This is a genomic window from Rheinheimera salexigens (assembly GCF_001752395.1).
Taxonomy (GTDB): domain Bacteria; phylum Pseudomonadota; class Gammaproteobacteria; order Enterobacterales; family Alteromonadaceae; genus Alishewanella; species Alishewanella salexigens.
In genome coordinates, this window is sequence record NZ_MKEK01000001.1 from 311,272 (window position 1) to 335,055 (window position 23,784).

19 protein-coding genes and 1 pseudogene are annotated in these 23,784 nt (G+C 42.4%); 14 read left to right on the top strand and 6 right to left on the bottom strand.

Features of this window, described 5'->3' with window-relative positions; genetic code table 11:
- Window positions 1–444 precede the first annotated feature (444 nt).
- Both BI198_RS01505 and BI198_RS01510 read left to right on the top strand, forming a co-directional pair.
- Window positions 445–837 (top strand): c-type cytochrome, encoded by a 393-nt coding sequence (locus BI198_RS01505; RefSeq protein WP_070047955.1) that lies wholly within the window; start codon window positions 445–447, stop codon window positions 835–837.
- A 214-nt stretch (window positions 838–1,051) separates the two neighbouring features.
- Window positions 1,052–2,869 carry a sensor domain-containing diguanylate cyclase gene (locus BI198_RS01510; protein WP_235605195.1) on the top strand — a complete coding sequence of 606 codons (1,818 nt, stop codon included), beginning with the start codon at window positions 1,052–1,054 and terminating at the stop codon, window positions 2,867–2,869.
- 13 nt (window positions 2,870–2,882) lie between these two features.
- Here the strand turns inward: BI198_RS01510 and rep are convergent, their stop codons facing one another.
- Window positions 2,883–4,895, bottom strand: a complete 2,013-nt coding sequence (rep, locus tag BI198_RS01515) for a DNA helicase Rep (RefSeq protein WP_070047957.1) — start codon at window positions 4,893–4,895, stop codon at window positions 2,883–2,885.
- Window positions 4,896–5,073: 178 nt separating this feature from the next.
- Between rep and ubiK the strand changes: the two genes are divergently transcribed.
- Window positions 5,074–5,361 (top strand): ubiquinone biosynthesis accessory factor UbiK, encoded by a 288-nt coding sequence (gene ubiK / locus BI198_RS01520; RefSeq protein ID WP_070047958.1) that lies wholly within the window; start codon window positions 5,074–5,076, stop codon window positions 5,359–5,361.
- 102 nt (window positions 5,362–5,463) lie between these two features.
- On the opposite strand, the gene BI198_RS01525 is transcribed toward ubiK, so the two are convergent.
- From BI198_RS01525 to BI198_RS01540, 4 genes are all read right to left on the bottom strand, one after another.
- Complete coding sequence (locus BI198_RS01525; protein WP_070047959.1) at window positions 5,464–6,399, bottom strand: SPFH domain-containing protein; 936 nt, start codon at window positions 6,397–6,399, stop codon at window positions 5,464–5,466.
- 53 nt (window positions 6,400–6,452) lie between these two features.
- Entirely contained in the window at window positions 6,453–6,899 is a 447-nt protein-coding gene (locus tag BI198_RS01530) for an NfeD family protein (RefSeq protein WP_070047960.1), read from the bottom strand.
- Window positions 6,900–7,059: 160 nt separating this feature from the next.
- Window positions 7,060–7,857 (bottom strand): DUF2884 family protein, encoded by a 798-nt coding sequence (locus BI198_RS01535; RefSeq protein ID WP_070047961.1) that lies wholly within the window; start codon window positions 7,855–7,857, stop codon window positions 7,060–7,062.
- A gap of 341 nt (window positions 7,858–8,198) precedes the next feature.
- Window positions 8,199–8,843 carry an META and DUF4377 domain-containing protein gene (locus tag BI198_RS01540; protein WP_070047962.1) on the bottom strand — a complete coding sequence of 215 codons (645 nt, stop codon included), beginning with the start codon at window positions 8,841–8,843 and terminating at the stop codon, window positions 8,199–8,201.
- Window positions 8,844–9,055: 212 nt separating this feature from the next.
- On the opposite strand from BI198_RS01540, the pseudogene BI198_RS01545 reads away from it, so the two are divergent.
- From BI198_RS01545 to BI198_RS01555, 3 genes and pseudogenes are all read left to right on the top strand, one after another.
- A pseudogene (locus tag BI198_RS01545) lies at window positions 9,056–10,926 on the top strand (assimilatory sulfite reductase (NADPH) flavoprotein subunit).
- Complete coding sequence (gene cysI, locus BI198_RS01550; RefSeq protein WP_070047963.1) at window positions 10,926–12,647, top strand: assimilatory sulfite reductase (NADPH) hemoprotein subunit; 1,722 nt, start codon at window positions 10,926–10,928, stop codon at window positions 12,645–12,647. Before BI198_RS01545 ends, cysI begins: the two are co-directional and overlap by 1 nt.
- Window positions 12,648–12,663: 16 nt before the next feature.
- On the top strand, window positions 12,664–13,419 hold the full coding sequence (locus BI198_RS01555; protein WP_070050551.1) for a phosphoadenylyl-sulfate reductase: 756 nt from the start codon (window positions 12,664–12,666) through the stop codon (window positions 13,417–13,419).
- Window positions 13,420–13,509: 90 nt separating this feature from the next.
- Here the strand turns inward: BI198_RS01555 and BI198_RS01560 are convergent, their stop codons facing one another.
- Window positions 13,510–13,884: an META domain-containing protein gene (locus BI198_RS01560; protein WP_070047964.1), complete on the bottom strand. Its 375-nt coding sequence runs from the start codon at window positions 13,882–13,884 to the stop codon at window positions 13,510–13,512.
- Window positions 13,885–14,089: 205 nt separating this feature from the next.
- Here BI198_RS01560 and ahpC point away from each other — a divergent pair, with 205 nt between their 5' ends.
- The 8 genes from ahpC to cysQ all read left to right on the top strand — a co-directional run bounded on the left by ahpC (window position 14,090) and on the right by cysQ (window position 23,663).
- Window positions 14,090–14,656, top strand: coding sequence for an alkyl hydroperoxide reductase subunit C (gene ahpC, locus BI198_RS01565; RefSeq protein ID WP_070047965.1), 567 nt, complete (start codon window positions 14,090–14,092; stop codon window positions 14,654–14,656).
- A 204-nt stretch (window positions 14,657–14,860) separates the two neighbouring features.
- Window positions 14,861–16,405 carry an alkyl hydroperoxide reductase subunit F gene (ahpF, locus tag BI198_RS01570; protein WP_070047966.1) on the top strand — a complete coding sequence of 515 codons (1,545 nt, stop codon included), beginning with the start codon at window positions 14,861–14,863 and terminating at the stop codon, window positions 16,403–16,405.
- A gap of 296 nt (window positions 16,406–16,701) precedes the next feature.
- Window positions 16,702–18,159 (top strand): siroheme synthase CysG, encoded by a 1,458-nt coding sequence (gene cysG, locus BI198_RS01575; protein WP_070047967.1) that lies wholly within the window; start codon window positions 16,702–16,704, stop codon window positions 18,157–18,159.
- A gap of 10 nt (window positions 18,160–18,169) precedes the next feature.
- Window positions 18,170–19,081, top strand: a complete 912-nt coding sequence (gene cysD, locus BI198_RS01580) for a sulfate adenylyltransferase subunit CysD (protein WP_070047968.1) — start codon at window positions 18,170–18,172, stop codon at window positions 19,079–19,081.
- Window positions 19,081–20,520, top strand: coding sequence for a sulfate adenylyltransferase subunit CysN (gene cysN / locus BI198_RS01585; protein WP_070047970.1), 1,440 nt, complete (start codon window positions 19,081–19,083; stop codon window positions 20,518–20,520). The genes cysD and cysN overlap by 1 nt, the downstream gene beginning before the upstream one ends.
- The gene (locus BI198_RS01590) at window positions 20,520–22,241 is read left to right on the top strand and encodes an SLC13 family permease (protein WP_083256527.1); all 1,722 of its coding nucleotides are present in this window, start codon (window positions 20,520–20,522) and stop codon (window positions 22,239–22,241) included. The genes cysN and BI198_RS01590 overlap by 1 nt, the downstream gene beginning before the upstream one ends.
- 12 nt (window positions 22,242–22,253) lie before the next feature.
- On the top strand, window positions 22,254–22,889 hold the full coding sequence (gene cysC, locus BI198_RS01595) for an adenylyl-sulfate kinase (protein WP_070047971.1): 636 nt from the start codon (window positions 22,254–22,256) through the stop codon (window positions 22,887–22,889).
- On the top strand, window positions 22,890–23,663 hold the full coding sequence (gene cysQ, locus BI198_RS01600; RefSeq protein ID WP_070047972.1) for a 3'(2'),5'-bisphosphate nucleotidase CysQ: 774 nt from the start codon (window positions 22,890–22,892) through the stop codon (window positions 23,661–23,663).
- Window positions 23,664–23,784 lie beyond the last annotated feature (121 nt).

Below are 23,784 nucleotides of genomic sequence, written 5' to 3' on the forward strand. Positions count from 1 at the left end.
AGCACTGGCGGGTTTATTTGTAAGTCGTTGAATTAGCTTTGTTTTTGTGGCGGTGGCAACTATTCCTTAGTCATTGTTACTATATATCCATTTTGTGGAAAACTGTTTTAACTTTGTGTTACTAGCGTTAACTAGTACCGAAAAAACTAATCCACTTAGCCAGTTAGATTAGCATAAAGTTAGCAGAAACCAACCAAAACAAAAAATATTTTGTATTAAATATCACTTTATTTGGCTTAAAGCATTTGGCTTAGCAATATCTGCAGCGGCAAAGGTTAATCATTTAAAAAAAATCTGCTATGATAATCGCAGTTAAATTAGCGACTAGTTGCCACTTTATTAGCAGCTAACTGCGGTTTGCGCGTGTTTTAAGCTTCCACTTTTTATTGCTTGGGGGCTATAATGCAACAAATTTCTACGGCTTTCATGACGGGATCACAGATAATGAACAAACTGACCATTGCTATTGCCCTGCTTTTAATGACGTTAGGTGTCAATGCTAGCTCAGAATCAGATAATGCAGAGTTAGCTAAACGCTTAGCACCAGTAGGACAAGTGTATGTTGCTGGGGCCGTTGTTGCCTCAACTGACGCTTCAGGTCCTCGTAGTGGGGAAAAAGTTTATCAAACAAGTTGTTTTGCTTGTCATGGTACGGGTGCATTAGATGCCCCAAAAAAAGGTGACGCATCATGGAAGCCACGGTTAGAGCAAGGTTTTGATATTTTATTAAAACATTCTATTGAAGGTATTCGTAACATGCCTGCCCGCGGTACTTGTGCCGATTGTTCTGATGATGAATTAGCCGCAGCGATTAAATTTATGACTGACGGCGTGTAATACTCAGACTAAATAAAATTTATTTTGGAAGCCGCGATAATCGCGGCTTTTTTATTGCTGCACTTATATAAGCCTAAGCAGACAAATAAACATCGATAAAGCTTCCATCTGGCGAAAATTTATGCATAATTGAAGTGTTAACATTAGTGCCCTTAAGTGGTACAGAATAAGAGCAAGCTAAACTTAGCCTATAGGGAAGATAAGAGCTAAATCTGTGTCTAAAAATAAAAACATCCATCTGCGGCGGCTAAAATTATTAATCCAGCGCTATAAGCAGGCTTATATTACCCAAGGTGCCCTACTTAGATTATCTGAGTTAGCCAGTACCATTAGTGATATGCGCGATTTTTATCCCGCTATTCATAAAATGGTGGCTGAGTTTCTGCATGCAGAAAATTTCTATGTGGTGTTTTACGATAACAGTACTAACCAATATTCTGCACAATATTTTTCAGATGAAAAAGATCAAGCCATTATCGACCAAGTATCCTCAAATGAGTTTTCTATAGGCTTAACCGGCTATGTCGCTCGTACTCGTCAAGCACTGTTATGTGATGAAGGGCTATTTAACACCTTAGTTGAACAAGGTGAGATTCAAGCGCAAGGTTCACCTTGTGCTCATTGGTTAGGTATTCCGTTGTGCCGCGAAGGTCAGGTTATCGGTGTGATGGCGATCCAATCTTATAATGCTCAATATCGTTATACCGAAGTTGATTTAGCATTGTTTAACAGTATTGGTGGCCACACTATTACTGCCTTAGATCGAGTAAAAAATCGTGAGTTGTTAGAAGAAACTGTGCGGCATCGTACAAAAGAATTACAAAGCACAAATATATCGTTAGAAAAAGAAATTCAAGAAAAAATTTATGCTGAAAAATTACAAGCGGCGCTGTATAGAATTTCAGAGATTACGGGCAGTAGCCAAGATATGGCCAGCTTTTATTTAGCCATGCAGCAAGTATTAGCAGAGTTAATGCCGGCAGAAAATTGCTTTATTGCTTTATTAAATAAAGATAAATCGACATTGAGCTTTCCATTTTATCTTGACCAGTATTCTGAACCAGCAATAGAGCGGCCACTAGGTCGAGGATTCACTGAATATATATTGCGCTGTGGTGAAGCAAAACTGATTAATGCTGAATATGCCACTAAATTAGTCTTAGCGGGTGAAATACAACGTGAAGTTTCAAATCCAAATAAGTTAAATCACTTTTGTACTAGCTGGTTAGGTGCTCCTCTTTTAGTTGAAGGCCAAGCCATAGGCGTGATAACGGTGCAGGCTTACCATCAGCAATATCAATATAGTGAGCAAGACCTGAGTATTTTACGTTTTGTGTCACAAAATATAGCCATTGCTATTCAGCGCAAGTTAGCAACAGAGCAACAAAAACAACATCAAGAAGAGCTTGAGCGCAGAGTGTTTGAAAGCACTCAAGAGCTTAGACAAACTAATCTGTTTTTACGCCAGCAAGTTGAAGAGCGCAAAAAAGTCGAAGCGAAATTGTTTTATGAAGCCAATCATGACGCTTTAACTGGCTTAGCGAATAGACAAATGTTTTTACAGTTATTAAAGCAGCAATTTGCTTTAAGTAAACGGCAACCAAAACTGCAGATGGTTTTGTTGTATATTGATTTAGATCGATTTAAAAACATTAACGACAGTTTAGGTCATCATATGGGGGATGCCTTTTTAGTTGAAGCTAGCCAGCGTTTAAAGCGATTAATTCGTGAGCATGATGTCGTTGCTAGATTAGGCGGTGATGAGTTTGTAGCCTTATTAACAAACTTACAATCTAAGCATGACGCTGAAGAAATAGCCCAGCGTATCGTTAATTCTTTAGAGCAGCCGTTTCAACTGGATGAGCATCAGGTTCACTCTGGTGCTAGCGTTGGCTTAGCTTACATGAAACCAGAGCATACCACTGCAGAAGCCTTGTTACGTGATGCAGATACCGCTATGTATCAAGCTAAGTCTCAAGGACGAAATCAATTTATTGTCTTTAAAGATCCTGCTTCTGAGTCTGTAAGCTAACCCTATGCTTTGGTTATTTATTTAATAGCTGACGCAGCCTTTCTAAATGAGCTTGACCGGTTTGTTGTCGTTGTTGCTCGGTTTTAACTGGCGCTTGTTTTTGCCAGTCTAAGTCATCTTGCGGTAATTCAAGTAAAAAACGACTAGGTTCTGGCTTAATCACTTCACCAAATTGCCGGCGCTCTTTGGCATAAGTAAAAATAAGCTCGCGCTGCGCCCGCGTAACGCCAACATAAGCTAAGCGGCGTTCTTCTTCAACATTGCCTTCATCAATACTGGTTTGATGCGGTAAAATACCTTCTTCCATACCCACCATAAACACATAAGGGAACTCTAACCCTTTCGAAGCGTGGAAGGTGAGTAACTGGACTTGATCGGCATTATCTTCTTGCTCTTGCCGCTCCATCATGTCGCGTAAGGTTAAGCGGGTAACAACTTCGGGTAAGGTCATAGCCGGCTCGTCTTCTTTACCTGCCAACATTTCACTGATCCAGCGGTACAGTTCATTGATGTTTTTTAATGCCATCTCAGCTGCTTTAGGGCTAGTACTGCTTTCAAATAACCAGGCTTCATAATGACTTTGGCGAATTAAATCGCGAATGGCTTCAGCAGGATCGGCGCGCTGCGCATTATCGGCGATTAAACTAATCCACTTGGCGAATTGTTGTACCGCATTTTGGCTGCGCGCGGATAAATGCATCGACAGCTCAGACTCACAGCAAGCGGCAAATAAACTAATTTGCTTTTCATTAGCTAATAGGCCAACTTTTTCTAATGTCGCGGCACCAATTTCACGGCGAGGGGTATTAATAATGCGCAATAACGCATTGTCGTCATCATGGTTTACCACTAAGCGCAAATACGCCATCATGTCTTTAATTTCACTGCGTGAGAAAAACGAGGTACCGCCAGAAATTTTGTACGGGATACGGTTAGTCATCAACGCTTTTTCAAACACCCGAGACTGATGGTTACCGCGATATAATAAAGCGTAGTCGCGATAATGACTGCGATTAATAAACCGATGCGAGATGATTTCGGCCACAACTTTTTCAGCTTCATCTTCTTCATGTTTACACGGCAATACTTTTAACGGCACACCATAACCATTTTCACTAAATAGCTTTTTTTCAAACTCATGTGGATTATTAGCAATTAAAATATTAGCCGCTTTTAAAATACGCTCTGCTGAGCGATAATTTTGCTCTAATTTAATTACTTTTAAGCTGGGGAAGTCGGTTTTAAGTAACGATAAATTTTGCGGTTTAGCGCCGCGCCATGAATAAATAGACTGATCATCATCGCCCACCACAGTAAAGCGCTGTCGCTCGTTAACTAAGGCTTTCACTAATTGATACTGACTAGTATTGGTGTCTTGATATTCATCGACTAACAGATATTGAATTTTTTGCTGCCACTTTTCTTTTACTGCCTGATTATGCTGAAATAATAACGTTGGCATAAGAATTAAATCATCAAAATCTAAGGCATTATAAGCATTGAGTTGTTTAACATATTGCTGGTAATAATTAGCAAAGCTTATATCTTGTGGGTCCGATGCATCGGCAATGGCTTTGGCCGGTAAAATAAGCTCGTTTTTCCAATGGCTAATCCGGCTTTGTAAGGCGCGTAATAAATCTTTGTCACCTTGAATATCGCTCTGACTAAGCTCTTTAATCAAAGCTAAACTGTCTTGGGCATCAAATAAGGTAAAATTAGCCTTATAGCCAATATGGCGGTATTCTTTTTTAAGAATATCTAAGCCTAAGGTGTGAAAGGTCGAGATGGTTAAACCGCGCGTTGCCGTTTTGGGTAATTGTTGACTGATACGTTCGCGCATTTCGCGGGCGGCTTTATTGGTAAAGGTTACCGCAGCAATATGCCGAGCACTTAAATTACATTGCTGAATTAAATAGGCGATTTTATTAATAATTACGCGAGTTTTACCGCTTCCTGCACCTGCTAACACTAAACAAGGCCCAGAAATATAATGAACAGCGGCATTTTGTTGCGAATTTAACTTCATTTACACACCTAGATTAAGCACACAGCTGCAAAAACAACCAGTAAACGTTAATACGCCCTAGTTAGCTATTGTAACGAAAATTGAAAGCAAATAGCATGCACCTAGCAAATTTAGCCACTAGAATAGTAAGACTGATAATTTAATAACGCCAAGTTGTATAGTGGCCAAGGAGAACAGCATGATCGATCCAAAGAAAATTGAAGATATCGCCAAACAAATTAGTAACGTTATTCCGCCTCAGTTAAAGCAGTTTGCCGATAGCGCTGAAGGTAAAATTAAACAAATTTTACAACAGAAATTAGCGGATATGGATTTTGTAAGCCGGGAAGAATTTGATGTTCAGCGCCAAGTATTATTACGTACCCGAGAAAAGCTGGAACAATTAGAGCAACAAGTTGCGGTGTTATTAGCCGAAACAACTGAAGATTTTGCGGCTAAAGACTTACCTTCTTCAGATCAGGTTTAAAGGCGCACTTAGCGAGTAATAGAACGGTTTAAGCTTAAAGTTAAAAGCTTAAACCGTTGAATACTTAAACCGCTAAATACTTAAACAGGTAATAATACTGCATTACGCTTTTGGTCTTGCCACTCGTAAAATTTCAGTTAAACCCGCCACTGCACCACCAATATTGGCTAGTTCAGCCGGCACTATCATCGTGTTATTGGTTTTGGCTAAATTACCGAACTCTTTAACGTATTGTTCGGCAACACGTAAGCTTACCGCTTCTGAACCACCTGGCTGATTAATGGCCTCGGCAATTTTACGCAGACCTTCTGCGGTAGCGATAGCAATTAGCTCAATTTCACGCGCGCGACCTTCGGCTTCATTGATCTGACGCATTTTATCCGCTTCTGACAGGTTAATAACTTCCTGTTGATGGCCTTCCGACACGTTAATCATGGCTTGGCGCTCGCCTTCTGACCGAGCAATGGCGGCACGGCGTTCACGTTCAGCGCGCATTTGTTGCTCTAACGCGTCTTTAATACTATGCGGTAACTCAATATCAGCAATTTCATAGCGCAATACTTTTACGCCCCAAGGTGCGGCCGCTTCGTCTAAAGCTTTAACCACTTCTTCATTAATCTTGGCGCGTTCTTCAAAGGTTTTATCTAAATCAGTTTGGCCAATAACAGAACGCATGGTGGTTTGGGCTAGCTGTGCTGAGGCGTAACGGTAATTGTTTATACCGTAGCTAGCTTTGTGCGGGTCTATAACCTGTAGATATAAAATGCCATCAATACCCACTTGAATATTATCGCGAGTAACACAGGTTTGGCGCTGCACATCGATCACTTCTTCTTTTAGGCTGTGGGTATAAGCCACTTTGTCGATAAAGGGGATTAAAATATGAAAACCAGAATCTAAGGTGCGAGAATATTTACCTAAACGCTCGATAACAAAGTTACTTTTTTGCGGCACTACGCGTGCGGTTTTAATAATGGTAATAATAACGGCTAAAGCAAAACCCGCCATTAAAATGGTATTAATGTTAATCTCAACCATCAAATTTACTCCTTAAATAGATGGAACTACGTTTAGTATATTGTTTTAGTTTATTAATGTGGCTTTATGGTACTTACCTGTAGCTTAATGCCTTGATTAGCAATAACCCAAGCAACATCGCCTGCTTGCAGTGGTTGCTCGGACTCGGCATCCCACTGTACGCCATTTAACACGACACGTCCGGCACCATGTTCAAAGGTACTGTGGACAATAACCCGACTACCAATATCGGAAGCAACGGCTGAGGGCTGTTCTGAACTGTCAGCGGTATAGCCAACAAACCAGCGTTTACACTGACTACGGACACTAAACAACAACACCAGTGATAACACAGCAAAAATTAAAAACTGCAGGCTATAGCTATCAATAATGCCGAAATTAAGTAATAAACCAACAATAATGGCAGCAATACCAAAAAATACGGCAACAATACTGGTTGCCATTAACTCAGTCAGTATCAGGACTATACCGGCAATGATCCAAAGGGTGGCTATATTCACCTAGGTTACTCCATTAATTAAATCTACTTTAGCTTAAGGCCATTTAGCCATTAACTTGTTAAAGCTAGTAGCTTGAATATACAGCATTAAGCTAGGCCAGTGACACTATATGAGTGACAGGTTCAAAAGCTACGCTAGCCACAGCAAAAGATCAATTTAGTTAAGCTTTATCATTCCGCTTAGCATCAATTAAGTCATATTGGCGTAGTTGCGGTATGGCTTGTTGTATTGCTGTTTCTAAAGCATCTAGTTTAATTAAGCTATCACATAACGCTTCGCCACGCTGCTCCAACATACCAACTTGGCTTTCGATACGTTGTTCTAATTGAGTACCAAAGTTATCCATTTTCTGGGAGAAGGCATCCATTCTCTGTTCAAAGCTGCCTTCGCCAGTCGTTAACGCTTTGCCAACCACCAGCATCATACTGCCAATTGATTGCGTAACGGCTTGCTCAATGGCTTGTTCAAACGCTTGGTCAAACACATCATCTAGGGTATCAAAGCGGCTACCGTACACGGTTATGCCATCTTCTTGCTGTAAAACTAAGCGTTCACTATAAGCTTTAATTTTAGTAACAGCTTGATTTAGCGCTGGTAACTTTGCAATGGGTTCTCCGGTTAACTCGCTGACAGCACTGTTAATGGCATCGCTAGCTAACACTAAGCTATCTTCTACTAAGCTTAGTGTTTGAATAGTTTGCTGCCGAATATCAGCTTGAAACTGTTGTAAGTTTTGTTGGGTAGCGCGATCCGTTGCAATGTTTTGGTTTTTTAACCATAACTGGCCCTGAGTATTAATACGCCAAAGCTCTTTATCAGCCGCTTTTATGGCCACATTTTGAGAATTAACCACCAGATCTTTATCTAAATGGATGTCACAGCTGTGCTCTGACTTGGCGAGTGCAGCCTGACTGACGGTGCTGAGGAGTAAGCTACTGGCGATGATGATGGCTTTCATAAGTTTGTCCTTTCTTAATATTGTTAGTCATTATGTTTTAAACGCGTTTTGGCGTGAATATGACTTAAACAAAGCAAACTTAAGGCCAGTTTTATATTGTTGTTTTTAAACGATTTAAATTTTATCTTGGCTGAGAGTTGAGGATAAGTTAGTGCATTTAACCATTAAATAGTTAAAAAAATCTAACAGTAATAGAAATAATAATATCGTTATAGGAGGAAAAATAGTGTTGAGAGCGAAATGTTTTGGTTATTGAAAACCAGCGGTGAGTATCAACAAATCTTGAGATCAGTATCAACATGCACCGCTAAATATAATGATTAATAAACAGTAACCGCTAATTATGGATTTACTACTTCTTGTTCGATAATCATATCAAGAACCCAACGCACACTAGAAGCGTCTGCGGCTGGATTTTTTAACGTAACTTCTTTTATACGTAAGCGATAAGCTACACCGGGTTGTGGCGTAAACCCTTCAATTTCATCATAAAATAATTGCCATTCTGCTTGCTTAGTATCACGTACTTTTAAGCACTGTTGTACCGCAACACCGGTGCAGGTTTGGCGTTCGGCAGCAACATAGACTAACTTTGTGGTGGCATTGCTTAAGTCAGGTTGTAAGCTAAATTGGTACTGCTGATCTGCTTTAGATAAGGTCAGGGTTTTACCGGCAATAGCGACCTGCGGTCGGTTTTGCAAAAACTGACTAAAAGCTTGCTCACGTTCCATAGCGCTGGGTTCACAAGCCATCATAGTGCTAGCTAATTGAGAAACCACCAACTCGCCATTATCTATTTGGTAGTTACCCATAGTGTTATTACAGCCGGTAAAGCCAGAAATTTTACCTTCATGTAATGCTATTTGTAACGGCTTTTGTGTCGCATTTGCCTCTAGCTGTTGGTAGTCGCCTTGTGGCAAGTTAATTTGTTGACATGCTGTCAATAACACCATAGCTGAAAACACCGATAAACGTTTAATTAGCATCTATTTGCTCCAATCATCCTGAATTGTTCAGCATTATGGTACGGCTAGACCTAATGTAAGCTGAACAACTTAAATTAAAATATCTAGGTTGGATAGACGACTAATATATATTTTTAATTACTTTTTGGAATATCAAAGAGAAATCCATTCTTATACATATATACGTATAGATGGCTAAAGTATCTGAAACAATTAAGTATACAGGATGCTTTATGCTTTTATCTTCGCTAGTGGCGCAGGCCAGCCCATTGTCTGAGCAGCAAATAAGTCAGCTGCAAAATGTGGTTAGCCAATTAAACCCACTTCAACAAGCTTGGGTCAGCGGCTATCTTGCTGCCGGCGCCCAGCTAGCTGGGCAGAATGCGCTTCAAGGTCAGATTCAGGGTGCGCCTCAGCCTGCACCAGCTATCGCCAGTCTGACCATTTTATTTGGTTCGCAAACCGGCAACGCTCGCCATCTTGCTGAAGCACTAGCAAAACAAGTAACAGTTAAAGGCATTACGGCGAAAATTATTGATATGGCTGATTACAAAACTAGCCAGCTAAAAACGAGCAATATCTAATTATCATCACTTCTACTTATGGCGAAGGCGAGCCACCTGAAAATGCAGTCAGTATATATAATTTTTTATTTAGTAAAAAAGCGCCGCAACTGGCTGGGTTAAAATATGCTGTTTTAGGTTTAGGTGATTCCAGTTATGAGTTTTTTTGCAAAACAGCACAAGACTTTGACCAACGCTTAACGGAGCTTGGAGCAACATCGGTGCAAACTCGAGCTGAGTTAGATGTTGATTATCAGACTGAAGCTGACAGCTGGACTGAGGCCGTGATGACTAAGCTAGAGCCTGAGCTAATTGCGAACAACGAGCCTAGTGCGCCATTATCGGCACAGGTTATTGCCTGGCCGGGTGTCGATGCCAATCAGGCAGCGGGTCAGACAGCCAGCCACTATACTAGCGACAAGGCTAGCCAATACAGTAAACAAAACCCGTATGCAGCAGAGCTATATACGCTGCAAAAAATTACCGGTCGTAACTCCACTAAAGATGTGCGCCATATTGAAATTTCACTGGCCAACTCGGGCTTAAATTATCAGCCGGGAGATGCATTAGGCCTATATTTTTTAAACGACCCGCAATTAGTGCGGGAATTATTGTTGTTAACCGCCATTGCACCCGATACGCCGGTAAATTTAGGCAGCGTTAGCTTAACGGTATGTCAAGCCTTAACCGAGCAGTTAGAGCTTACTCAATCTTATCCAAGCTTTGTGGAGAAATATGCGATTGCTAGTAATAACTCAGCGCTAATCGCACTTAGTGGCGATAAAGCCATGTTACGAGACTACATTAACAATCGACAAATTATTGATATTGTTCGCGAACACCCTGGGCTTATTCGAGCTCAGCAGCTGGTAAATGCGCTGCGCAAGCAACAACCGCGGCTGTACTCTATCGCTTCATCACAAGCTGAAGTGGGTGATGAAGTGCACCTAACGGTAGGTGTGGTGCGCTATAACGCATTTGATAAAACTCATTTAGGTGGTGCTTCTGGTTTTCTGGCAGAGCGGTTAGCCGAGGGTGATAAGGTAAAGGTGTTTATTGAGCAGAATAACAACTTTCGCCTACCTGAGAATGACAATACTGCCACCATTATGATTGGACCGGGTACCGGTATTGCGCCATTTCGAGCATTTTTACAAGAGCGTGAAGCACGTGCTGCCAATGGTAAAAATTGGCTGTTTTTTGGCACCCCCCATTTTACCCAAGACTTTTTATACCAACTAGAGCTACAAAACTATTTGAAAATTGGCCTGCTAACCAAGTTAGACCTAGCGTTTAGCCGTGATCAGTCTGAAAAAATTTATGTGCAAGATAAACTGCGCCAAAACGGTAAGGATATTTGGCAATGGCTAGAGCAGGGTGCGCATTTGTACCTGTGCGGTGATGGCAACCGGATGGCTAAAGATGTACAGCACACGCTGCTGGCTATTGTGCAGCAACATGGCAATAAAACCGCAGAACAAGCCGAGCAGTATTTAGAACAGCTGCGAGTCGCCAAACGTTATCAGAAGGATGTGTACTAATGAGTCAATTTACAATTAACCCAGATTTAGTGGCACCGGGCGTACTGTCGGGTAACGAGCTGTTAAAGGCCAATAGTCAGCATTTACGCGGTACTATTGCGGGGGATTTAACGAACCCGATCACTGGTGGTTTTGTTGGCGACAATTTTATGTTAATTCGCTTTCACGGTATGTATCAGCAAGACGATCGCGATATTCGTGCCGAGCGAGCTGCGCAAAAATTAGAACCCTTGCACAATGTGATGTTACGGGCTCGACTGCCGGGTGGCATTATTAGCCCCAAGCAATGGCTGGCACTGGATCAGTTTGCCGCAGACAACACCTTATATGGCAGCATTCGCTTAACGACACGGCAAACGTTTCAATTTCATGGTGTATTAAAGCCAAATATTAAACCTATGCATCAGTTTTTACACCATATTGGTATTGATAGTATTGCTACGGCCGGTGATGTTAACCGAAACGTGCTGTGCACGCCTAATCCAGTAGAATCTGTATTACATCAACAAGCCTATGAATGGGCGGCAAAGATTAGTGAGCATTTACTGCCTAAAACCCGAGCTTATGCTGAAATTTGGTTAGATGAAGAAAAAATCGAAACCACCGAAGTTGAACCTATTTTAGGCGATAGCTATTTACCGCGAAAATTTAAAACCGCTGTGGTAATACCGCCAAATAATGACATTGATTTACATGCTAATGACTTAAGCTTTGTTGCTGTTGCTGAACATGGCAAATTAATAGGCTTTAACGTGTTAGTGGGTGGAGGGCTAGCCATGAGTTGGGGCGATAAAGCAACCTACCCTCGCATGGCCGATGAGCTAGGGTTTGTGCCATTACAGCATACGTTAAAAGTGGCAGAGCACGTGGTCAGTGTGCAGCGAGATTACGGTAACCGTTCAAATCGTAAGAATGCAAAAACTAAATATACTATAGATCGGATTGGTCTTGAGGTGTTTAAAGCCGAAGTAGCAAGCCGTGCTAACATTACCTTTGCAGCCATCAAACCGTATCACTTTACCAGTCGCGGTGACCGAATTGGTTGGGTACAAGGTATTGATGGTAAACAGCATTTAACCCTATTTATTGAAAATGGTCGGGTATTAGATTTTGCCAATAAACCCTTAAAAACCGGTCTAGCCAAAATTGCCGCCATACATCAAGGCGACTTTCGCATTACGGCTAACCAAAACCTGATTATTGCCGGCGTAGCAGCGGCGAAAAAAGCAGAAATTGAAGCGATTGCCCGTGCTCACGGCTTAATTGATGATAGCCATAGTGCACTGCGTAAAAACTCGATGGCGTGCGTGGCGTTACCAACTTGCCCGCTGGCGATGGCCGAAGCCGAGCGCTATTTACCGGCATTTGTTAGTAAAGTTGAAACCTTGCTCACTAAACATAATATTGGCGATGAGCATATTATACTGCGCGTAACAGGCTGCCCGAACGGATGTGGTCGCACCATGCTGGCGGAAGTCGCCTTAGTTGGCCGTGCGCCGGGTAAATATAATCTATATTTAGGCGGTAACCGCGAAGGTACGCGTATTCCGCGTTTACTGTTGGATAATGTGGCCGAAGCCGAGATTTTAGCGACCTTAGATAGCCTTATTGGCCGCTGGGCCAGCGAGCGTAGCAATAATAGTGAAGGTTTTGGCGATTTTGTAATAAGGGCTGGCGTAGTGACGCCGGTAGTGGTGCCTAAAGATGACTTTTATAGCTAAACAGGCCACAACTGCAATGATAACTAAAGTGGAAAATCATAAATTTCGGACTATTTTGAATCAAGATGCCACGACGCAACAGCTATGGTTAGATCAAATTAATCAATTACTAGCGCCATTAACTGCACAACAGCGAGTGAATTGGGCGCTAGAGTACTTGCCACAACAGCCAATGCTAAGCTCAAGCTTTGGCATTCAAGCTGCGGTAATGTTGCACTTATTGTCACAACAGCAACCGGATATTCCCGTGGTACTCGTTGATACAGGCTATCTATTTGCTGAAACCTATCAGTTTATAGAGCAGTTAACTCAGCAGCTGAAACTAAATTTACAGGTGTATCGCGCTAACCTAACCCCCGCTTGGCAAGAAGCACGTTATGGTCGTTTATGGCAAAGTGCAGAAGGTATTAAACAATATAATCAAATCAATAAAGTAGAGCCTATGCAACGGGCACTTAAAGAGCTGCAAGTAGGCTGTTGGTTTACCGGCTTACGCCGTAGTCAAAGTAGTACTCGTGCCGATATAGCCGTAGTTGAAATTAGCCGCGGAGCAGTAAAAGTACAGCCGATTCTTGATTGGAGTAATAAAGACATATTTTATTACCTAAAACAACATGGCTTAAGTTATCACCCGCTTTGGGAGCAGGGCTATGTATCGGTTGGTGATACCCATTCCACGCGTAAGTTAGAGCTGGGAATGAGTGAAGAAGATACCCGATTTAATGGTTTTGGCCGCGAATGTGGTTTACATGTAGACGGTGACGGTATTTAAACTTTCTAAAGTAAAAGTAAGATCACAAGCAAAAGCATTATTGCTTCTGCTTGCAAAACTAACAGTATAAATAATAATTAACACTATGTTTTAGCGTAAGCTAAATTGATAAATTGTCTCATTTTCACTTAAGATTAATACGTTATCTTCTATGCTGACTTTGGGTCTGTTTTGTAAAAACTGATTAAACTGTTGTTCACGCTGCATATCTTCAGGTGCACAGGCCATCATGGTGCTTGCCAGTTGAGAAACAACAAGCTCGCCCTTATCTAAGCTATATTGGCCCATTACGTTATTACAGCCAGTAAAACCAGAAATTTTACCTTCTTGTAATAAGAGTTGTAATGGCTTTTCAGTTTCTTCAGCTGATAGTTGCTGATAGTCACCTTGCGGCAAGTTAACTTGTTGACAGGCGGCAAGTAAAGCCGCAGCAGAAAAAACTGTTAGACGTTTAAAAAATAGCATATTTTCACTCCAATTATTCTTAATTTGCTGATGATTATGACAAAGCTTAGCTTGTTGTCAGCTGAACAGAATAATTAAAAAATAAATGCTAATCGATTAAAGCGATTGATGTGATTTGTTTTATTCGTTTTAAAAGTAAAGAGTACTGGGCTATGATAGCTGCAGTTGGAACAAAAACTATGAACTAACCTAAAGGAGTAAGACTATGTCTTCTATTATTAATACAAAAATTAAGCCGTTCAATGCAACTGCATTTCATCAAGGTAAATTCGTACCAGTTTCAGAAAAAGATTTAGCCGGTAAATGGTCGGTAGTAGTATTTTACCCAGCTGACTTCACCTTTGTTTGTCCAACAGAGTTAGGCGACTTAGCTGATTTCTACCCTAAATTCCAAGAAGCTGGTGTTGAAGTATATTCAGTATCAACAGATACTCATTTCACGCACAAAGCGTGGCATGATGCTTCTGAAACTATCAAGAAAATTACCTACCCAATGATCGGTGACCCAACAGGTACTATGACGCGTAACTTTGGCGTGATGATTGAAGAAGAAGGTTTAGCGTTACGTGGTTCTTTCGTTATTAACCCTGAAGGCGAAATCAAAGTTGCTGAAATTCACGACTTAGGCATTGGCCGTAGTGCTGCAGAATTGTTCCGTAAAGTACAAGCGGCACAATATGTTGCTAACCATGATGGCGAAGTATGTCCAGCTAAGTGGACTCCAGGTGAAGCAACTTTAGCTCCATCATTAGATTTAGTCGGTAAAATCTAAGGCACAGCCTTTGTGCAAATGCTGACTGCGGTTATTTACCCCAGTTAGCTACAATACGAGTAGTTTTAGTCGTGTTATCTCCGGGTGATTTACTTCGCCCGGCTTTCCCCAAGCTCAGCTTTTATCAATCTGGATTCAGGTTACGGCCAGGTTTTAGCTTAGTTGTGCCCAAAATTTATCGTCTAAACACATTAAGGAGTTTTTATGTTAGATACTAACCTTAAACAAGCTTTGAAAACCTATCTGCAGAACCTAAAAACTGAGGTTGAATTGGTAGTCTCTTTAGACGATAGCGCTAAAGCTGCAGAAGTTAATGACCTAGCAACGCAAATTGCTGAATTATCTGATCTGGTAACATTGCGTCGCGATGATGAAGCACTAGAACGAAAACCATCGATGCTAGTACGCTCTGTGGCAAAGGGCACTGAAATTACCTTTGCTGGCGTACCTTTAGGCCATGAATTTACCTCTTTAGTCCTAGCTTTATTACACTCAGGTGGCCATCCTATTAAAGAGGATGCCGAGATTATTGAACAAATTAGTCAATTACCGGGTAACTTCGCTTTTGAGACCTTTGTGTCATTAAGTTGCCAAACCTGCCCTGAAGTGGTGCAAGCATTAAACATTATGTCGGCCATAAACCCTAATATCACCAACGTGATGATAGATGGTGCTTTGTTCCAGCAAGAAGTCGCGGACAAAAATGTGATGTCGGTACCGTCGGTGTATTTAAATGGTGAGCTATTCTCACAAGGCGCCATTACCTTAGAAAAAATCATTCAAAAAATTGATGTTAATGCTGAACAACGCCAAGCTGAAGCCCTAAAAAATAAAGCCGACTTTGATGTTCTGGTGGTCGGTGGTGGCCCAGCAGGTGCAGCAGCCTCTATCTATGCTGCCCGTAAAGGCTTACAAACCGGCATTGTTGCCGAGCGCTTTGGTGGCCAAGTGGCTGATACCGTGGGTATCGAAAACTTTATTTCGGTTCAACATACTGAAGGGCCTAAGTTAGTTGCCAATCTAGAAGCCCATGTTCGTGAATACGATGTGGATATCATGAATGGTCAACGTGCGGTTAAGTTAAGTAAAGGCGACAAAATTCAGCTGGAATTAGCTAATGGTGCGGTACTGAACAGTAAAACCTTAGTATTATCTCCAGGTGCGCGCTGGCGTGAAATGAACGTGCCGGGTGAGCAAGAGTATCGCGGTAAAGGCGTCGCTTACTGTCCACATTGCGATGGCCCGTTATTTAAAGGTAAACGTGTTGCCGTTATTGGTGGTGGTAATTCGGGTATCGAGGCCGCTATCGATTTAGCTGGTCTTGTTGAACATGTCACTGTACTGGAGTTTGCGCCGGAATTACGCGCCGATGCAGTATTAATTAAAAAAGCTAATTCTATGGCCAATATTACTATTATTACTGACGCTCAAAGCACAGAAGTCACTGGTGATGGCAATAGAGTAAACGGTATTAACTACACTGATCGTAAAACAGGCGACTCGCACCATGTTGAGTTGGCAGGTATTTTTGTCCAAATTGGTTTAGTGCCTAATACTGAATGGTTACGTGGCGCTATTGAGTTATCACCTCGTGGCGAAATTATTATTGATGACCGTGGCCAAACCTCTATGCCTGGCGTATTTGCCGCCGGCGATGCGACAACAACACCGTTTAAGCAGATTATTATTGCCATGGGTGCCGGTGCCACGGCCTCGTTAGGCGCATTTGATTACTTAATTCGCCACTAAGTTCGCTTTTAAGTAAAAGTTGTAAATTTGGGTTATTTCACTCTTATCACTCCTAGCTCTTCCTCTTTGCGGTAACTTCGGTTGCCGCTTTTTTTTTGACTTTTTATTGGCGCTATAAGTATTACAGTTAGCGTAATGAGTCATTAAATTAGCCAATGTAAATATATTAATCCTTCTGCTAATTCTATTTCGTTATATACAAGCGTAATTAATTATTACCGTAAAGACGTTTAGATGTCTAATCTAAATGCTGCAAAGTGAATCTTTATTGTTTTAATTACGGTGTAGGAGTGGCCATGCAGTATTTACCTATTTTCGTTCAGTTAACGGATAAACCCGTTTTGGTAGTGGGTGGCGGTTCGGTTGCGCTGCGCAAGGCTGGTACGCTGTTAAGTGCTGGCGCTAAGCTAATTGTGGTTGCCCCCGAGTTTGCTGCTGAGTTTATCGCCTGGCAACAACAGGGTAAGGCTGAGTTAATTCATGGCTATTTTGTGCCTAGTTTGCTTGATAACAAACTATTGGTGATTGCTGCTACCAACAGCGATAGGGTTAACGCTGCTGTGTATAAAGCCGCAACTGCGCGCAATATGCTGGTAAATACCGTAGACGACCAAGCTAAGTGTGGCTTTATATTCCCTGCCATTATTGATCGTAGCCCTATTCTCATTGCCATTTCTAGTTTTGGCACCGCGCCAGTGTTAGCAAGGCGATTGCGTGAAAAATTAGAAGCACTGTTACCGCAACATTTAGGTACATTGGCCCAGCTAGTGGGCGGCTTTCGTAGCAAAGTAAAGGCTAAGTTTACTAGCTTTGCGGCACGTAGGCAGTTTTGGGAGGGCGTATTTAATTCTGCTGTGGTACGCGAGGTACAAGCTAATCAATTAGACAAAGCCGAGCAACATTTACAGCAGTTACTTAATGCTCCGCAACAGTTAAGCGGAGAAGTCTATATTGTTGGCGCTGGTCCAGGCGACCCGGAGTTACTGACTCTTAAAGCACTGCAATTAATGCAACAAGCGGATGTGGTGGTGTATGACTATTTAGTATCACCACAGATCATAGAGTTGGTGCGTCGTGACGCCGAGAAAATTTGTGTCGGTAAAAAAGCCGGTGAGCACTCAGTGCCGCAGCAAGACACCAATCAACTGCTAATAGATTTAGCGCTTAGCGGTAAAAAAGTTTGCCGTTTAAAAGGCGGTGATCCCTTTATTTTTGGCCGTGGCGGGGAAGAAATACAAGCCCTAGTGCCACATAAAATTGCTTTTCAGGTCGTGCCGGGTATTACCGCTGCTGCCGGTTGTGCTGCTTATGCAGGTATACCGTTAACCCACCGTGATCATGCTCAAAGTGTGCAGTTTGTTACGGGTCATTGCAAAAGTGAAGGCAGTGAACCCGAGTGGTTAAGCATGAGCAAGGCAAATCAAACCCTAGTCATTTACATGGGGTTAATGAAAGCGGGCCATATTCAGCAGCAGCTTATTCGCGCGGGGCGTAGCGGCGAAACATTAGTCGCCATCATTGAAAACGGCACTCGGCTTGAACAACGTATTGTGTCAGGTCAATTACAAGATTTAGCCCAGTTAGTACAACAACATCAAATCAGCTCTCCCGCACTACTGGTTATTGGTGATGTAGTGAGTTTGCAACAGGACTTACATTGGTTTGGCCAAAGGCCGCAACCTGCCGTACTTAATCAACCTGCCGTTTTTAGTCAAGCTACTGTATTTAATCAAAAACTAAGCCAGATGGCTTAAGGATTAACCGATGTCAGAATTAACCAGCGCCCTAACACACTTACAACAGCTTGAAGCAGAAAGCATTCATATTTTTCGTGAAGTTGCCGCCGAATTTAAAAAGCCGGTCATGCTGTACTCAATAGGCAAAGACTCATCGGTATTATTGCACTTAGCACGTAAAGCTTTTGCGCCAGGCAAAATTCCGTTTCCATTGCTGCATGTTGATACCGGGTGGAAGTTTCGGGAAATGATTGAGTTTCGTGATCGTCTGGCCAAAACGTATAACTTTGAACTGCTGGTACATAAAAATCCAGAAGGCCTAAGCATGAATATAAATCCGTTTATACATGGTAGCGCCAAACATACCGACATTATGAAAACGGCTGGCTTAAAACAAGCGCTAAATAAATACGGTTTTGATGCCGCTTTTGGCGGTGCCAGACGGGATGAAGAAAAATCTCGAGCTAAAGAAAGGGTATATTCATTTCGCGACAAACATCACCGCTGGGATCCTAAAAATCAGCGACCAGAATTATGGAGACTGTATAACGGCGCCGTTAATGATAACGAGAGTATTCGGGTATTTCCATTATCAAACTGGACCGAGTTAGATATTTGGTTATATATCCTGCAAGAAAATATCGACATTGTACCGCTGTATTTAGCTAAAAAGCGGCCAGTGCTAGAACGGAACGGCAGTCTTATTATGGTTGATGACGAACGCATGCCGCTAGAGGTTGGCGAAACGCCGCAGCTAAAATCTGTGCGGTTTCGCACGCTAGGCTGTTATCCACTAACAGGCGCTATTGAATCAACCGCCGATACCCTTGAATCCATAGTAGAAGAAATGCTGCGCGCTCGCACCTCAGAGCGGCAAGGGCGAGTTATTGATCAAGATCAGTCAGGTATGGAATTAAAAAAACGCGAGGGGTATTTCTAATGTCAGCAGCAACGGTTACATCATTAAATCAGCAGTTAAATACGCTAGGTATTCGCGGTTACCTGCAACAACATCAAACTAAAGGCCTGTTGCGCGTGTTAACCTGCGGCAGTGTCGATGATGGCAAAAGCACCCTTATTGGCCGGCTGTTGCACGATAGCCAGCAGTTATATGATGATCAATTAGACGCATTAAAGCGTGATCATAAAGGCCGGAACAGCGATGGCGAATTAGAGCTAGCCATGTTGGTTGACGGCCTGCAGGCCGAGCGAGAACAAGGTATTACTATTGATGTGGCCTATCGCTATTTTTCCACCACCGAGCGCAAGTTTATCTTGGCCGACACCCCAGGTCATGAGCAGTACACACGCAATATGGCCACCGGCGCGTCTACGTCTGATGTGGCGATATTATTAATTGATGCCCGTTACGGAGTACAAAAGCAAACTCGTCGTCATAGTTTTATTTGTGCTTTATTAGGCATTAAGCATTTAATTGTTGCGGTCAATAAAATGGATATTATTGGTTACAGCGAACCGGCTTATTATGCCATTAAGCAACAAATTCAGGCCTTAATGGCGCAACTTCAGGTGCCAACGGTAGACATAGTGCCCATTAGCGCCTTAAAGGGTGAAAATATTTTAACCCGTTCAGCTAATATGCCTTGGTATACCGGTAGCGCACTACTGCCCCTGCTAGAAACACTGCCCATACCGCAAAAAAACGGTAGCGCTACTCGTTTTCCGGTGCAATATGTCAATCGGCCAGATTTAAATTTTCGCGGCTTTGCAGGGACTGTAGTCAGTGGTCGTTTAGCAGTAGGCCAAGCTATTACCGCATATCCATCGGGTAACAAAACCACCATTAAGCAAATAATTACCTTTGCAGGCGAACAACCATCAGCTAGTGCAGGGCAAGCAGTAACGCTGACGTTAGATGACGAAATTGATATTAGTCGGGGTGACTGGTTAGTGCCCTCTACTGAAACCGTTACCCTGACTAACCGCGCCTTGGCGTATCTGGTGTGGTTTAATGACCAACCATTACAAACCGGCCGATTATATGATTTAAAACTGGCAACGCGTAAAACCAGCGTTAGTATTAATCGATTAAATCATAAGGTGAATATTAATACTTTAGCCCAAGAATCTGCCGAAGATGTAACTATTAATGATATTGCCTTAGTTGAATTAGAACTGACCGAAACACTGCCATTGGATACTTTTAAAAACCAACCCGGTACCGGTAACTTTATTTTGATTGATCGGCTAAGCAATACTACTGTAGCGGCCGGCTTAATTCAGAATGTTTTAGCGGAAGAAAGTACTAAGGCAGCGGATATTAGTGGCTTTGAAATAGAACTTAACAGCCTTATTCGTAAGCACTTCTGCCATTGGGGTGCCCGTGACGTGCGCGAGTTACTTAAGGCAGATAAGTAATGCTGTATCAGCAGTATGGTGTTATTGCGCTATTATTGGCACTAGTAGCAGCGCTTATTTTTAGTCAACGCTCGCCTGCGCTGTGGTTTGGCGGTGCTTTACTATTAAGTTATTTGGCCGGCTGGTTAACACTGGATGTTGCACTACAAAATTTTACTAATCCGTCACTACTTACCTTAATATTACTGCTGTTAGTATCCATCGCTATTGAAAAATCACAACTGGTGAGTTGGTTAAGTCGAGGTTTTCAAGGTCGTTGCTTAGCCAGCGTTATTGCCCGTTTAAGCTTGTCTAGCGCGTTAATGTCGGCCTTTATTAATAACACGGCGGTGGTAGCAGCGTTAATGGCTTCGTTACGGCATCATAACCACTTCGCAGCCTCTAAGTTACTGCTACCGCTATCATACAGCGCTATTTTAGGTGGCATGCTAACGCTAATTGGCACTTCTACCAACCTTATTGTTAACGGCTTTGTTGAACAAACGGGCGAGCCTGTACTGGGTTTTTTTGACTTTACCCTGCTTGGCGTTTTAGTGCTTATATCTGGGGGTATCGTGCTTATCATTGGTAGCCACTGGTTGCCGGATAATCGTGAGCAAAGCGGTGCTAGCACGCCCTACTATTTAAGTGCACATGTACGCTCAGACAGCCAACTGATAGGGAAAACTGTTGAACAAAATCAATTGCGTGATCTTAAAGCGCTATTTTTAGCTGAAATACAGCGCGGTTCAGAACGTATTTGCCCAGTAACACCCGAAACACTAATTGCAGCAGACGACGAGCTGCGCTTTGTTGGTGATATAACGGCGGTGTCACGTTTACAGCAGTTTGCAGGTTTACAGCTACTACGCCAAGATCAGCAGCCCGGAGAGCTACTTGAAGCGGTACTCAGTTACAGCTCACGCTTAGTCGGTAAAAGTTTAAAACAAAACCGTTTTCGCCATGAATATGATGCCGTAGTAATTGCTGTGCGCCGAGGGCATGAGCGGTTGCAAGGTGGCTTAGGTGACTTAGTGCTGCATGCCGGAGATGTACTTATTTTATCCGTTGGTCAGCATTTTCCTGGCCAGCATCAACTTAGCCAAGACTTTATTTATGTTAATGGTTTATCTATCAGCGCACCTTTGCCTAAAAGCCTGAGTAACTGGGTGTTATTCAGCTTTTTGGCGACATTGATGTTGGCTATTGTTGGTATTGTTCCACTGATTAAAAGTTTACCAATACTGTTAATAGGCTATGTTGCGGGTCGTGCTATAAACATAAAAGAATTAAAAAATCGTTTTCCATTAGAATTATGGGTTATTGTCGGCTCGGCAATTGGTTTAGCTCAGTTGATGATCCAAACCGGCATAGCCAGTAATATCGCCAATACGCTGATCCAGTGGCTTGATGGCAGCGGTGCTTACGGTGCGCTTATTGCGGTATTTATTGCTACTTGGCTATTTACTGAACTGGTCACAAACAACGCAGCCGCAGCGCTAACTTTTCCTATTGCTTATGCCATAGCCCAGAATTTAGGGGTGGACCCGGTACCTTTTTTTATGGCGGTCGCCTTTGGTGCTTCAGCCAGTTTTATTTCCCCTTTTGGTTATCAAACAAATTTAATGGTGTATTCGGCGGGCAATTACCAGTTACGCGACTATATTCGACTTGGCGTACCCATGGTGTTGGCATACAGTGCAGTAGTATTGATATTTTTACCTCTAATTTACCCATTTTAAGTGATGAAATGTATGAATAATAGCAATGCAATTAACGCTGAAAATAAGCCTGTAAATAAGGATATTAAATGGCAGCAACTCGATGTCACTACCGTCCAACGTGAGGTTTTATTGGGTCATAAAAGTGCTGTGTTATGGTTTACAGGCTTATCGGGTTCAGGTAAATCTACTATAGCGAATGCTCTAGAGCAGGCTTTAGCTGCCCAAGGCAAGCACACCTATTTATTAGACGGTGATAATGTACGGCATGGTTTGTGCGCCGATTTAGGCTTTAGCCCAGCTGATCGCAGTGAAAACTTGCGTCGTGTGGGCGCAGTTGCCGGTTTAATGGCTGACGCGGGGTTATTAGTACTTAGTGCTTTTATTTCACCGTATCGGCAGCAGCGTGAGTTGGTAAAAAGCTTTATAGCCGACGGTAAATTTATTGAAATACACATTGCTACACCGCTAGCAGTGTGCGAACAACGCGATGTTAAAGGCTTATATAAAAAAGCCCGTGCTGGTGAAATAAGTCAATTTACCGGTATTTCAGATCCGTACGAAGCACCCACTACAGCAGATCTGGTGATTGATACTTCAATAACTTCACTGCAAGATAGCGTTAAGCAATTACTGCAACTATTGACGCTAAAGGAAATTATTAACTAAATGAAATTTTTACCTGATGTGATTAGCATTGCTGAACAAGCGGGTAGCGCGATTATGGCTATTTACCAGCAGGATAATACGGCGTTTAATATTACTGATAAAGCTGATACCTCACCGCTTACCGCTGCCGATTTAGCAGCTCATCAGCTTATTGTCAGCGCGTTAAGCAAGCTAACCCCACTACTGCCTATTTTGTCAGAAGAAGCCGCTGATATTAGCTGGGATATTCGTAAAAACTGGCAGCGTTATTGGCTAGTTGATCCGTTAGATGGCACCAAAGAATTTATTAAACGTAATGGCGAGTTTACGGTAAATATTGCCCTTATAGATAACGGCGAGCCAGTATTGGGTGTTATTTACGCGCCAGTATTAGGTAAAACCTATTACGCCAGTAAAGACCAAGGCGCTTTTATTAAAACTGGTACGGCTGTTAAGCAGGCTAAAGTAAGTACCCCAGGCAAAGTGATACGCATAGTGGGTAGCCGCAGTCACCCTAGCCCTGATTTGGCGGGTTATTTAAACCAATTCCCTCAACATGAAATGGTAGCGGTAGGTAGCTCGTTAAAGTTTTGTTTAGTGGCCGAAGGCGCCGCGGATGTTTATCCACGCTTTGGCCCAACCATGCAATGGGACACCGGAGCGGGGCATATTATCGCCCTTGAAGCAGGTGCCAGCGTGCAATTTAGCGGTATTAGCAGCAAGGTATATCAGCGTGAAGACTTGCAAAATCCTGAGTTTATTGTTTCAGCGTTAGTTACCATGACAGCAATATAAACTGCCGAGAATAGATGAGGCTAAGTTTATGAAACTTAGTTATTTTATACCAAAAAAACAATCATTTTAGGCAAAGTACGGCCATTTCCAGTACAATAATTGGAATTAATATAGGTGACGT

What these genes read in the sequence shown, in the direction of transcription:
- BI198_RS01590 (WP_083256527.1), top strand. Translation starts at nt 20,520, where the DNA reads ATGCTGTATCAGCAGTATGGTGTTATTGCGCTATTATTGGCACTAGTA.
- ubiK (WP_070047958.1), top strand. Translation starts at nt 5,074, where the DNA reads ATGATCGATCCAAAGAAAATTGAAGATATCGCCAAACAAATTAGTAAC.
- cysQ (WP_070047972.1), top strand. Translation starts at nt 22,890, where the DNA reads ATGAAATTTTTACCTGATGTGATTAGCATTGCTGAACAAGCGGGTAGC.
- cysG (WP_070047967.1), top strand. Translation starts at nt 16,702, where the DNA reads ATGCAGTATTTACCTATTTTCGTTCAGTTAACGGATAAACCCGTTTTG.
- BI198_RS01505 (WP_070047955.1), top strand. Translation starts at nt 445, where the DNA reads ATGAACAAACTGACCATTGCTATTGCCCTGCTTTTAATGACGTTAGGT.
- BI198_RS01555 (WP_070050551.1), top strand. Translation starts at nt 12,664, where the DNA reads ATGATAACTAAAGTGGAAAATCATAAATTTCGGACTATTTTGAATCAA.
- ahpF (WP_070047966.1), top strand. Translation starts at nt 14,861, where the DNA reads ATGTTAGATACTAACCTTAAACAAGCTTTGAAAACCTATCTGCAGAAC.
- cysD (WP_070047968.1), top strand. Translation starts at nt 18,170, where the DNA reads ATGTCAGAATTAACCAGCGCCCTAACACACTTACAACAGCTTGAAGCA.
- BI198_RS01560 (WP_070047964.1), bottom strand. Translation starts at nt 13,884, where the DNA reads ATGCTATTTTTTAAACGTCTAACAGTTTTTTCTGCTGCGGCTTTACTT.
- BI198_RS01540 (WP_070047962.1), bottom strand. Translation starts at nt 8,843, where the DNA reads ATGCTAATTAAACGTTTATCGGTGTTTTCAGCTATGGTGTTATTGACA.
- BI198_RS01525 (WP_070047959.1), bottom strand. Translation starts at nt 6,399, where the DNA reads ATGGTTGAGATTAACATTAATACCATTTTAATGGCGGGTTTTGCTTTA.
- cysN (WP_070047970.1), top strand. Translation starts at nt 19,081, where the DNA reads ATGTCAGCAGCAACGGTTACATCATTAAATCAGCAGTTAAATACGCTA.
- ahpC (WP_070047965.1), top strand. Translation starts at nt 14,090, where the DNA reads ATGTCTTCTATTATTAATACAAAAATTAAGCCGTTCAATGCAACTGCA.
- rep (WP_070047957.1), bottom strand. Translation starts at nt 4,895, where the DNA reads ATGAAGTTAAATTCGCAACAAAATGCCGCTGTTCATTATATTTCTGGG.
- BI198_RS01535 (WP_070047961.1), bottom strand. Translation starts at nt 7,857, where the DNA reads ATGAAAGCCATCATCATCGCCAGTAGCTTACTCCTCAGCACCGTCAGT.
- cysI (WP_070047963.1), top strand. Translation starts at nt 10,926, where the DNA reads ATGAGTCAATTTACAATTAACCCAGATTTAGTGGCACCGGGCGTACTG.
- cysC (WP_070047971.1), top strand. Translation starts at nt 22,254, where the DNA reads ATGAATAATAGCAATGCAATTAACGCTGAAAATAAGCCTGTAAATAAG.